The sequence below is a fragment of the Nitrospira sp. SG-bin1 genome (assembly GCA_002083365.1).
GTDB lineage: Bacteria > Nitrospirota > Nitrospiria > Nitrospirales > Nitrospiraceae > Nitrospira_D.
Window position 1 is genome coordinate 442,651 of sequence record LVWS01000033.1, and the last position, 11,327, is coordinate 453,977.

Here is an 11,327-nt window from a genome sequence, read left to right on the forward strand (position 1 = left end):
GAGTGCTGAGTGCTGAGTCCACAGCCAGCAGGAATCAAGAGGGAAGAGGGCCGTTCTTTTTTGTTCTCAGCACTCTCGTCTCAGCAATCATCGGCTCGACGCTTGCCGCCTGTGGGTACCAGTTTCGGGTGGAGGGCGCCGGTCCGACTATCGGAGGGGCCGTGGCCGCGTCTTCTCAAGGACCGCCGCCACGCCTTGTCATTCGGCCGTTGATCAACGGTAGTTTTGAGCCGAATCTGGAAGCACGATACACCAACTATATCCGCGAAGAATTTTCCGCCGGCAGCGGAGCGCAGGTCGTGCCTGAGTCGGCAATGGCGGATCTGGTCTTGACCGGGCAAATCCTCTCCGTGATCGTACCGACGCTCAGCTTTTCCCCGACGGCCACGTTGGAAAGTCGAACCGAGGTGGTCGTCATGGTTCGCGTTGAGGACGCCCGCTCACGCAATGTGGTCTGGAGTCAAGTCGTCAAAGGAGCGTCGGAGTTCTTCATTACGCCCGATCTCCAGTTTAATCGCGCATTGCAGAATCGTGCGATCGAGCAGGCGGGTCGCTTCGTGGCGGCCGATTTGGCGGCACGTTTTCTGTTGCAGCTCGAAACGGGAGCGCTGACGAAACAAGCGTCTGCCGCTCCTGCTCCCATGTCTCGCTAGCTTCGAAGGCGGGTCCAATGGCATCCACGATAAGTCCTATGCAGCTGGAGTCGGTGTTACGACAGCAGGCGCCGGGGTCGCTCTATCTCCTCGTCGGGGAAGAAGACCTTCTACGGGATTCTGCCCTCGCTGCCATCAAACACGCGGTTCTTGGCGGGGATGGGGATGAATTCAATTACGAACTGTTCTATGGAGATGAAGTGAGTGGAACCGATATTTGGAACAGTGTGGCGGCCGTGCCGGTCTTTGCCGAGCGCCGCTTGGTCGTGGTGAAGGCGGCGGAAAAACTCACCGCTCGGGAAAGCGAGGTCCTCCTCGACTGCGTGAACAATCCGGTGGAATCCACGACGCTGGTCTTTGCGAGTCCGAAGCTGGACGGCCGGCTAAAATTTTCCCAGGCTCTGGCCCGAAAAGCGATCTTGGTCGATTGTTCACCTCTCCGGGAGGCGCAGGTGCCGCCTTGGATTAGCCGTGAAGCAGAGCGGGTCGGGCTTCGCCTGGAAGATGCGGCGTCCCAGGTGCTGCAGGAGTCATGCGGCGCGTCACTGTATGGGTTACGGCGAGAATTGGAGAAACTGGCCTCGTACGTCCCACCCGATCGTGCGGTGACCGGAGACGACGTTCACCTGCTACGTGGCATGGAGCCCGGCGCGTCGGTGTTCGATTTGACCCTTGCGATCGCGGAGGGTCACCGGGGAAGAGCGCTGTCGATCTTGGCTCGCAACCTGGAAGCGGGAGAGGCTCCGCTTCGGATCCTCGGTTCTCTGGCGTGGCAATATCGTCGTCTCTGGAAGGTGAAAGAACTGCTGGCCAATGGCGGCCGTGAAGGGGAGGCGGCCAGAAGTTTACGGATGGAACCGTGGAAGGTCCGTTCCTTTCTCGATCGGTTTTCCCCGTCGCATCTTCAAACGGCCCTACGTCTGTTTTGGGATACCGACGGGAGGCTCAAGGGCGGAAGCGGGAGTCGTCCAAGATTGATACTGGAGAATCTGTTGCTGAAACTCTGCGAGGGCACCGCGAACCGGCGAGCGGACCAGCCACTCCGGCCATCCGTCTCACCGAAGCGAGTCCCTACGCGGGTCGTGTCGAACGTGCGAACGATTAAGAGCCGGACCCGGACAGGCCATTGACACGAAGAACCAAACGTGAAATGCGCCGGGAGGCGGTATTGCGATGAAGGACGCCTTTCGAAACAGCTTTCCCGATCGCAGAGGTCGCTTCCAACAAGCTCGCCTTGGCCTCGTCGCCTTTCTTTTCCGCTACGGCGGATTGAACCTTCTTGATGAGCGTTCTCACCGCATTGATGGCGGCTCGATTCCGTTCATGTCGCCGGTCAGCTTGACGGGCCCGTCGAATGGTTGATTTGTGAATCCGAGGCATCGAATACTCCTGTAGAAAAGAGATAGGCTTCTATCATAGGATGCCGCCGATCGTCAAGGATCGGTCTGCAGAGGGAGTCAGGTATGGAGAACATTTCGGCACGTGATCGACTTATTTTTGCGTTGGATGTGCCGTCAGCGGCGGAAGCCGATCGGCTCTTGGATAGACTCCAAGGACATCTCTCTTTCGTGAAGGTGGGCCTTGAACTCTATACCGCGGCGGGTCCGGAGATGGTCAGGCGGATCGTGGAGCGGGGGATGCGGGTCTTTCTCGATCTCAAGTTTCTCGATATCGAGGAGACGGTCCGTCGGGCTACAAGTCGGGTCGCCGCGATGGGGGTGGAATTTTTGACCGTTCATGCCAATCGCAAGGCCCTCATGGCCGCCGTGCAAGGCCGAGAGGGTTCGGCACTCAAGCTGTTGGCCGTGACGGTCTTGACGAACTTCGACGGCAACGATCTGCGGGAAATGGGAATTCAGCGGACGGTTCAAGACCTCGTCACCGCCCGAGCGTCGCTGGCCTCGGAAGTGGGCTGTGATGGGGTGGTGGCGTCCGGCGAAGAAGCGGCGGCCATCCGGCAGAAAATCGGTTCGCAATTCGCGATCGTCACCCCGGGAGTTCGCCCTGCCGGCAAGGGAGTCGATGATCATGCCAGGGCCACCACTCCGACTCAGACCATCGCGTCCGGCGCGGACTATCTTGTCATCGGCCGACCGATTCGTGACGCGGCAGACCCTGCGGCAACGGTGGCCGCCATTCTCTCGGAAATGCAAACCGCCTTTGATAAGCGCGGTTAAGGAAAGTCGGTTGCCAGTGCGATCAACCCTTTGCTAATATCGATCTTTCCCCGAATCAGTCGTGGTGGATGTAGCTCAGTTGGTTAGAGCGCCGGATTGTGGATCCGGAGGTCGCGGGTTCAAAACCCGTCATCCACCCCACCAGCCTTCAAAGCCTCCTGCGCCGATGTTCAACTCAAATGCGGCCGACGGCGCCGCTTGAAGGGCCGACCTGCCGAGGTGCATGGAGCCGAGGGCATGCTGTGTTCTCATCGAGACTACGCATGCGAATAAAGTGAGAGAATCTATCGGCGCTGTGCCCGCAACGTTTTTCTGGTTCTGTCGATGTACGCTCGACGTTCCGCGTGACTCTCTCTGGAGCTATTGCGCACAAAGTAACCGTATCCGGAGTTAGGGCCGACATACAGTGAGCCAAGGAGTGGCACCCGAAGGAAAAAGAAGTTGGCAATCTCCAGCTCAAAGTATTTCGTTCGGAACAGCATAATGCGGTTCCCCCTGTCAGGGACAACCGGTCATCGTTCAGCCTTCCAAGGACCCCGCGCTCTTCCGTGTGGCCTGCCTGACGTAGCGGCGGCTATTGGCGGCGGCTATTGTAGGAAACTCCATCACAAGGATCAACGGAGACCCTCCTTGAGCCCTTCTGACGACAAGCCAGGTCGGAAAAGGATTATCTACCTCCATTAGGTTTATTCCTTCCCCAGAGCCTGCATGGGGTCGGTCTTGAGGCTTACATCGAGTCTACTCTTGTCGTGCTGGACAGTCCGCAGCGATAAGGGCTATGGTGGACTACACATCCAAAGCGGGGAGGAAGCCCATGCCCGGCATGTTAGGCGACAATCCTCTTATCGTCTTGATTGCGGTTGGACTCGTGGTGCTGGCGGCGGTGGTGTTTGCCCTGATGACGGCAGGTTTTTGAGCGGATGAGAGAATCGGACAGAACCCGAGTACCGTGAGAATCGATCTGCTCGACGTCATTGACTCAGTTTATGAACCACTCGCCTCGAAAGGGTTTTGACTATCCACTGTTCTTCCGTAGCCGGCGGACCACGCGCGGTTCACAACCAGCCTAGCGATCTCCTGTCGCGATAAGGTTGGATCGTATATTGCGGCATACCGGCTCTGCATTTCCGCCCGAAAGTCGGCCTGCGCGTCGGTCGGAACCCCTGCCAGGACCGTTAGCGAGATCAGATATTCACCATGACCCTTCGCAATATCGCTGCTCACACTGTCATAGGCATAGGTCATGAATCGTTCTAGTCGCTGACGAGCCTTCGCAGGACCGGTGAGAGCGCTGTTGCCAGGTGACGTACTGGACGTAAAGTCACTGGTCAGTTCGAATGGGACTACAATGGTGTCGGTGGTCGGACCGCAGGAGACCATGCCTATCAATAAGATCGGAATGAAAAGAGCAGTGGCGTGTTTCATGCTGCCCCTCCAGTGTTGATCCTGCAGCGGAGGATTCATTCATTTTGAAGCTTATCATGGCAATCACTATAACGGGACTAGCCAATGCCCTGGCTTGGATGTGAATAGAGCGTGAATAGAGCAGGAGGAGTTATAGAACGGACGAATTGAACTCTAATTTATGGACCATCTCGCAGTAGAAGATATCCGCCAGGCGCTCCAAATTCACGCAATCCGCTTCATTGTAGTCGAGCAGCCGTTCTCGGGCATTCTCATCATGGCTGCGCCGCCAGCGATTCCACAACAACACGGCATCATGCCCATTCAAGCCTTGCAAGTGTGTCGCCCGAGTAATGTCCAACTGCGCTTCAATCGCTTTAAGTCCGCCTAGATACCCAAGCTGCCGGCCCACGAAGCATAGATCAATATGGGGCTGGTCTAGGGGGAGACTGGGGTATTGCGCGAGCAACATGGGCACATCAAATGTCGTCCCGCAAAACGTCACCAGGAGATCGTACTGGGATAATTCGCCCGCAAGGTGCCGCGCATCCAGCGACTCACCACGGACGAATGACGTGAACCGACCATGACCGTAGCATCCTACGATGGTGATCTGTCCGATCGAATCCGTTTCGATATCGAGATACACCACCCGCTCACGAAGCCATTCATAGAGCCGCCATTGCTCCTGGCGAGGCAGGGCCAGGCCAAAGTACCGGGCATTGTTTTGTGTGTACCGTATCTGAGCTTCAGAGATACCTTGGTCATAGAGGAGCTTCCGGCAGGCGCTGATCCCTCGAACGGACGAAACGCTGAGGAAATCGGACCAGGTGGTAATCCCTTCCCGCCATAGCCGTCGTTCCGTGGTACGTCCTATTCCTGGGAGTAGGCAGAAGGTGGAGGTGATCATGGCTGGATTGTTCCAGGCATATGCTTTGAAATCGCAGATCAATGAGCTCGAAGGCCTCGCTGCATCACGCAGTCATGAACCTCACCGTCGATCGGTTCGATGCTGGGACCGAAGCTATGCTGATCAGAATATTGGACGCCTATGTGGAGTTTTACAAGTATGCCACGTGGGAAAGGCGAAAGTCGGTTGATGTACCGGAGCCCGCTCAGGAACCGTTGAACCCAGACATTCCCAAGGAAAAGACTCCAGCAATGCCTACAGGCGCTCGAAGCTCATCAAGCCGATGTCCTGGACTGAGCGATAGTGGGTAGCGGCTTTGTTCGCGTTGGACTAATTGTCCGGAATCGGATTTCGCCCGGTTCGGGCACGAAGAGTTTTGATCGCGACCATACTTCGAACAATGTGGTGTGCCTGGCGTAAGACTCTATCGGGCACATGGTGGTCAAGAGGATGAGGCTGGTCCTCCTGAGGCTCTGTCTCACTATTCCATCGCACGTCAATCGATAGATCAGTCGAAGCGAGGTCAATCGCACTGAACCGGTGCAGGATGTCTTTCATGGAAGGAGTGAACGGTTGTGGAACAGTGGTTTCACCCCTGGGTGTCTCGGGCTTGGTCAGGATAGGTGTCGCCTGGTCAGTGGTTCGCGACATCCACATGAGCCCCAGTTTTTGCTTGAGGAACTGGGTGACCCAGACCTGATCAATCGAAGCCATCTCGTGGGCTTCGATCGCAAATTCGTGATCGTTCACCCATAGCACGGTCGCTCGATGGATACGCAGCGGCGCGGACCGCTCGGGGACAGATACTTGCAGATTCACTTGCATGCCGGCTACCACCGGCATGGTCCCCGCAACTCGCCAACCGAGAGCAGTCAGATCTAAGACGGTCCCTTCTGCAAGAAATGCATCATTCCCATACAACATGGGCCAGCTGACCGGAAAACGACTATGGCGCCGCATGGGATACGTCCTATTCAGCATGGTAACTCCTTCCGCTTGTTGCCCATCAGGCTGATGAATCAAGCGTATCGGGGAGAGTAGCGGAACGCCTTCCTCGAAATATCTACCTCGAAAGGAGGGTAAGCGTTGAGCGTTCTAACCTGTTCCACGTAGATTGGACGAAGGCAGTATTCGGGAGGCACGATAGGACAAGGTCCGAGTCATATCAGAGTCGTCTTGGCATCTTAACGGTCAACTTTCACATGCTTCTCGTTACAGTGTCTTGTGCCAAATTCGTCAGACAGCTGTTAAAATGACCAATCATCATAATGTTCAGGGAGTAATCGATCGGCCGCATTTTCTGAGAGAAAGGAAATATGTTGTGTCTCGGATTATGATGAGAGCAAGGGGCTGGCTCATGTTCTTGGTCCTAGTCGGAGTCAGTCTCCCAAATCCCGCACCGGCACTCCCTCCCGTTCAAGGCGAAGTGGTCACGATGACAGCCGGGATTCCCGGCACGATGGTCATTCGTGACGATAAAGGACAACTCCACATTTTGAACCTCACGCAACAGACTCAGCTGGGAGCCCAGTTCAAGGTAGGCGACAAGGTGCTGGCATTCTTCAGCCCCTATGGCGTAAGCGCGGTTCAGCTTCAGATGGGAGGTCGTTAAGAAGGCCCGCCTCCGGTATCTGCAGATGCGCATGCTTCTCCGCTGATACGTGCCTATGCCCGTCGAAGTACGGCCAGGAGTCCTGCAGAACCGAGGAGCCCGCCCAAGATGACCAGGAATGAAGCGGTGTCCGGAAGATCCGCTTCCTGTGGCGGCCAATCGACGAAAAGCCCCAGAGCTATCAGGATTGTTCCTAGAACCAGCATTATCTTCCAGCGGATCGAGATCCGCCGAAACATCTCCTGGGATCTATCGTCATTCATCTCTTCCATAGAGCCTGCATAGAGCCTGACCCGGCGATTTAGCATAGCATGGCGCGGCAAGTGGCAATGGTCAATATGTGGTTTATCGGTATCCCGCGAGATCGATACGCGACTGCTCCCTTCGCGACCCTGGTTCAGATGACTGGGGAGACGAGGAAGGCACCATGATCAACTGGCTATCGTCGATCCACGTCGGTTTGGACGTATATGAATGATTCCGATGATATGTAGTCCTCCATGCCATTGAGAGTTTGGATGGTACGAAAAGGATCATTCGATGTGCCAGGGATCTACGCCAACTCAGGACTTGGAAATTGCTGGAATTCGTTTAGGTGAACATCGGCGGCTTCAGGCCGCGAGGCCTGGGAGCCGCCGATAAAGAGGTAGTTTCCTACGGCACTTCCGATACTTTCTCCAAACGTTCCTCGTCGGGGACGCGCGTAGCTTGGGGTGGCTGATTTCCCAACGTGGGGGACACGTGCATTCGTTGCTCGATAGGCAATTGCCCGGAAGCACTAGCGGTGCCTTCCAGAACGACATCGGCCACCAGAGCATTCTGAGTCGATATGACTTGAGCCGGTTGCTGACGAGCCATAAAGAGATCGAGCTCCAGCCATCCATTTTTGTGCCGTCCACTGAGCGCCTGCTTTACGTTACCCAACTGTTGTGATAGGTCGATGGTGGCTGTTTCCCGCAGGCGCGCCTTCAATTCCTGATCCACCATCTGCCAATAGCCGGGTTTTACCTTGTCCAGCTCCGTCTTGGTCTCGGCAGCCATCTGAAGATCCGAAATTGAGATGACATTGCCATCTCGTTCAAGCCGAGGCGCACCCCAATAGTACATCGTGCCGTTCACGCTTCCGCTGGTGTTGACTGTCAGGAGCGTTTGACCATTCGCGTTGGAGCTCGTGACTTGCTCGATCAAAAGGTTATCCCCGAGCATGGTGGGCAGCTTGATCTCTTGATGAAACAATCGCTGCTGCAATTGCTGACTGAGTAGGTTGTAGGGCACGGGAACGGTGAGCAAAATTCTGTAAGGCTGCCCTTCCTGTGCGGCGACGACGGATCGATCCATGTGAATTTTCATCGGATGAGAGTCGTTGGCTTGTGGGCAAGGAGCCTGGTACAGCGCGACGGGTGTTTGTTTGGCCGCACCCGTGAGCGTGGTCTGTTGTGCAGGGCCTTTCATGGAACCGACGATGAACTCTCGAGCCTGACCATAGAGGCAAAATTGGGTGTTGGCTTGACCGACTAGAATCGGCTGTTGCAGTCGTTCCCATACGAGATTCAGCGGGATCATGTAGGCGGCTCGATCGACGGATTGGCTGATTCGCTGAGTGATAGTCTCTCGATTCAGTATTTCGGCGAGCTGATCTTTCACGGGGATATTAAACATGTTGCAGCTGCTGTCGCTTTCAGGCTTCAAGTCGATCGTCGTCCTCGGATCGACCAGTGTGACCAGTAATCCTTGCTCGTGTTCTTTGAAAGAGAGCCGTCCGGTTCCTTCGATCACCGGATAGAGCGGATCGAGCCGGCAGGCGCGTGCAGCGGGCGACTCAATTGCGCCTCTATAGGTCGCGCGGTATTTCACGATCCCGTCCTGGACTTGTACCTGTGGTTCGCCCTCTCGCAAAAAGCGCCACGTGTAGTCGTATCCGAGCGGATGATCCTCTTCCGTGAAGCGTTCAGGAAGCGTCGCTTGAATGAGGCGTACCAATGGAGAGAGGTCCGCTGTGACAGTGACAGGGAGGGATGAATCAGGAGCCTGAGCCTGTTTCACGCCAGCGGAAACCGGCGGGATCGTCGGAGAGAGGCTTCCCAGTTGAGGCGGTGGCTGAGGTTTTGTCGCAGCAGGTGGAATGGTATGACTGCACCCCACAACTGTGAGAACTGATGCATAGAGGAGCATAATGGCGTATCTCATACACACCTCCTAGAGTAGGATGCCCTAAAATTGGTGCAAGCCATGTACCGATGCAATAGCATCCCAATCACTCATATCTCCGCATAGTTCTCTCTGCGGTTTCCGTTGAAATCCAGCTCAACCCATTCCAGGCCGGACAAGTTGTCCTGTATGAGGAAATGTGGTCTGCAAAGACCTATGTTTTGGAATGTGCCAGGTGGTAAAACTCTTGTGAGGTTTCCATGGGGTGGTTGAAAAAGTGCTGGACCTGGTTTTGGGGGCAAACGGTCTTCAACAAGATCGTTATTGTCGGCCTCTTTGCCGCATTTGTGCCGCTTGTTCTCCCTACCATCGTGGCCTGGTTCAGACCCACGCTGATTCACGTCGGAGTGTCCTTCTACACGTATGAGCGGGGAGTTCAGTCGCAGGGAATGAATACGCTCTATTTCTTCGAGCGACGCAATCTGGTGTCCGACTGCAGTATCCGTCGTGAGGAACGATCCGTCCCGAGCGGTCGAGTCCGGTCGCCCGATCCGCAGGCCTGGGTGTTGATCAAGTTGCTGCTCGAGAACGTATCCGATCGCGACATCACGAATCTCCGGGTCGGTGTCAGATCTCCCGCGATCAATCAAACGACGCAGCTGTTGACCGCCCCGAGTTTGATCGCTACAGGCAACAAGGAAGCACCGCCCGACGTGAGGCCCCTTTATGTCATTTCAATCGCGGCCATTCCGGCGGAGAGCTCAGTGGTAGTCAGCTTGAAAACTCCCATTGACGACAACCTGCGCGACTTTATCTATGTCAAACGCCGTCCTGTCACTATCCAAGTTCCGTATGTCTCGGCGGATCAATTCAGGCAGTACCCTCCGATCGTCTCACGCACGAATGCAGTCAAGATGCTGAACCGCGAGGGCGTGTTGCGGACCAGCGAGGAAGGCTTCGGCGATGAAAAGCTCCAGGTGACGATGGTGGCTCCCCATGAGCCGGATGTGAAAGAACCAGGCGTATCGTATCGAGTCCTTCCTCGATCCAAAGCCTGCTCGGAAGCAGAGGCGGGTGTGTGGTGATTTCGAGTCAGGAGAATCCTCACCGAAAGGGAACGATCTACCCTGCCCTGGGAGGTAAACTTCCTGCCGCCACAAGGCCCCGCGCCGCTGACTGACCAGCCAACCTGCCCGTCGTCCAAGCCCACTGAAAATTGAACCCTCCGATGCGACCGTCGCAATCAAGCAGCTCTCCGATCAAATAGAGTCCTGAAACGAGCTTCGACTCCATGGTGCGATAATTGATTTCCTCTAATGGCACCCCGCCGGCTGTAACCTCGGCAAAGTTCCATCCGCGGTCACGCTCAATAGGAAATCGGAACCTCGTCAAAGCGATCTGTAATCGCTCTCGGTCACGACGCGAGACCTGAGCCATCGGTTCCTGAGGGTCGCATGAACAATGGCGGCAGAGAGATTCGATAAGTCGATCCGGAACCAGTGTCGACAGTGTCCGTAGCAATGAACGCCTCGGATGCTCAGCGGCTCGGGCGATGATCCACTCCTTCAATTCATCTAATGTCTTGCCTGGAACGAAGTTGCCGTACAGTTCAACCGGCTTGCTTTGATTTGTTGCCATGGTCCAAAAACGGCTGGCGTCCATGACTACAGGGCCGCTGATGCCAAAATGGGTCCAAAGCAGGCTCCCGGTCCGTCGATCGACTTCTCGGCCCTCCACCACGGTGCTCAGCTCCACGCCATGAGACAGCCCCGAAAGGGCGGCATGAAAAAAGGAAGGGGCCAAGATCAGGGGGACTAAGGCCGGAGAGGTCGGAGCCACGCGATGACCGAATGCGCGAGCCAACTGATAGCCGAATCCATCGCTTCCCGTTTTTGGTAACGATCGACCACCGGTGGCGAGAATGACTCGAGACGCGCGCGTTGTGCCATGGCCGTGTTGCAGTAAAAATCCTGCGTCCGCCCTCGCGATCTCGGTCACACGATGGCCGGAACGGACGATGACGCCTGCATGCCGTGCGCGAGTGAGTAGCGCATCGAGGACCGTCCGTGCATCGTCGGTGGTGGGAAATAGTTTGCCCGTATGTTCGCGCTTGAGATCGACGCCTAACGACGTAAACCAAGCAATCGTCCGTTCGACCGGAAATGACGCCAGAATGTTGCGGATGATATGTCGATTCCCAAAAAAATCCTTTGCAGTGACGATCTCATGCGTGACATTGCAACGCCCGCCGCCTGAGACCAGAATCTTGGCCCCTATGTGCTTGGCCCCATCAAGCAGGAAAACGCGTCCCGAAAGTCCGTCTTTGGCAGAAGTTTCCGCCGCAACGATCGCCGCTGTCAATCCGGCCGCACCGGCTCCCACGATGGCCACATTTCCCATGTCGTCGGTCATCACCGGTCCTT

13 protein-coding genes and 1 tRNA gene are annotated in these 11,327 nt (G+C 56.0%); 7 read left to right on the top strand and 7 right to left on the bottom strand.

The genetic code is table 11. The annotated features are described in order from the left end of the window. The first annotated feature begins 2 nt into the window (after window positions 1-2). Together A4E19_06565 and A4E19_06570 are read left to right on the top strand one after the other, a co-directional pair. On the top strand, window positions 3-653 hold the full coding sequence (locus tag A4E19_06565; GenBank protein OQW33007.1) for a hypothetical protein: 651 nt from the start codon (window positions 3-5) through the stop codon (window positions 651-653). 38 nt (window positions 654-691) lie between these two features. Continuing rightward, entirely contained in the window at window positions 692-1,783 is a 1,092-nt protein-coding gene (locus tag A4E19_06570) for a hypothetical protein (protein OQW33008.1), read from the top strand. Here the strand turns inward: A4E19_06570 and A4E19_06575 are convergent. Then, on the bottom strand, window positions 1,755-2,033 hold the full coding sequence (locus A4E19_06575) for a hypothetical protein (GenBank protein OQW33009.1): 279 nt from the start codon (window positions 2,031-2,033) through the stop codon (window positions 1,755-1,757). The two genes, A4E19_06570 and A4E19_06575, sit on opposite strands and share 29 nt — an antisense overlap. 83 nt (window positions 2,034-2,116) lie before the next feature. Between A4E19_06575 and A4E19_06580 the strand changes: the two genes are divergently transcribed. Further along, complete coding sequence (locus tag A4E19_06580; protein ID OQW33010.1) at window positions 2,117-2,830, top strand: orotidine 5'-phosphate decarboxylase; 714 nt, start codon at window positions 2,117-2,119, stop codon at window positions 2,828-2,830. Window positions 2,831-2,894: 64 nt separating this feature from the next. Then, a tRNA-His gene (locus A4E19_06585) sits at window positions 2,895-2,971 on the top strand. An 843-nt stretch (window positions 2,972-3,814) separates the two neighbouring features. Here A4E19_06585 and A4E19_06590 read toward each other — a convergent pair. Both A4E19_06590 and A4E19_06595 read right to left on the bottom strand, forming a co-directional pair. After that, the gene (locus A4E19_06590; GenBank protein OQW33011.1) at window positions 3,815-4,255 is read right to left on the bottom strand and encodes a hypothetical protein; all 441 of its coding nucleotides are present in this window, start codon (window positions 4,253-4,255) and stop codon (window positions 3,815-3,817) included. 130 nt (window positions 4,256-4,385) lie between these two features. Continuing rightward, on the bottom strand, window positions 4,386-5,144 hold the full coding sequence (locus tag A4E19_06595; GenBank protein ID OQW33012.1) for a hypothetical protein: 759 nt from the start codon (window positions 5,142-5,144) through the stop codon (window positions 4,386-4,388). A gap of 74 nt (window positions 5,145-5,218) precedes the next feature. On the opposite strand from A4E19_06595, the gene A4E19_06600 reads away from it, so the two are divergent. Further along, window positions 5,219-5,455, top strand: a complete 237-nt coding sequence (locus tag A4E19_06600; GenBank protein ID OQW33013.1) for a hypothetical protein — start codon at window positions 5,219-5,221, stop codon at window positions 5,453-5,455. A 19-nt stretch (window positions 5,456-5,474) separates the two neighbouring features. On the opposite strand, the gene A4E19_06605 is transcribed toward A4E19_06600, so the two are convergent. Next, window positions 5,475-6,125, bottom strand: a complete 651-nt coding sequence (locus tag A4E19_06605; protein OQW33014.1) for a hypothetical protein — start codon at window positions 6,123-6,125, stop codon at window positions 5,475-5,477. A 352-nt stretch (window positions 6,126-6,477) separates the two neighbouring features. On the opposite strand from A4E19_06605, the gene A4E19_06610 reads away from it, so the two are divergent. After that, window positions 6,478-6,756: a hypothetical protein gene (locus A4E19_06610; GenBank protein ID OQW33015.1), complete on the top strand. Its 279-nt coding sequence runs from the start codon at window positions 6,478-6,480 to the stop codon at window positions 6,754-6,756. A 53-nt stretch (window positions 6,757-6,809) separates the two neighbouring features. Here A4E19_06610 and A4E19_06615 read toward each other — a convergent pair whose 3' ends face one another. Both A4E19_06615 and A4E19_06620 read right to left on the bottom strand, forming a co-directional pair. Continuing rightward, window positions 6,810-7,064 carry a hypothetical protein gene (locus tag A4E19_06615; protein ID OQW33016.1) on the bottom strand — a complete coding sequence of 85 codons (255 nt, stop codon included), beginning with the start codon at window positions 7,062-7,064 and terminating at the stop codon, window positions 6,810-6,812. A 346-nt stretch (window positions 7,065-7,410) separates the two neighbouring features. After that, complete coding sequence (locus tag A4E19_06620; protein ID OQW33017.1) at window positions 7,411-8,943, bottom strand: hypothetical protein; 1,533 nt, start codon at window positions 8,941-8,943, stop codon at window positions 7,411-7,413. 221 nt (window positions 8,944-9,164) lie between these two features. On the opposite strand from A4E19_06620, the gene A4E19_06625 reads away from it, so the two are divergent. Next, window positions 9,165-9,989: a hypothetical protein gene (locus A4E19_06625; GenBank protein ID OQW33018.1), complete on the top strand. Its 825-nt coding sequence runs from the start codon at window positions 9,165-9,167 to the stop codon at window positions 9,987-9,989. Window positions 9,990-10,026: 37 nt separating this feature from the next. On the opposite strand, the gene A4E19_06630 is transcribed toward A4E19_06625, so the two are convergent. After that, window positions 10,027-11,316: a hypothetical protein gene (locus tag A4E19_06630; protein ID OQW33019.1), complete on the bottom strand. Its 1,290-nt coding sequence runs from the start codon at window positions 11,314-11,316 to the stop codon at window positions 10,027-10,029. Window positions 11,317-11,327 lie beyond the last annotated feature (11 nt).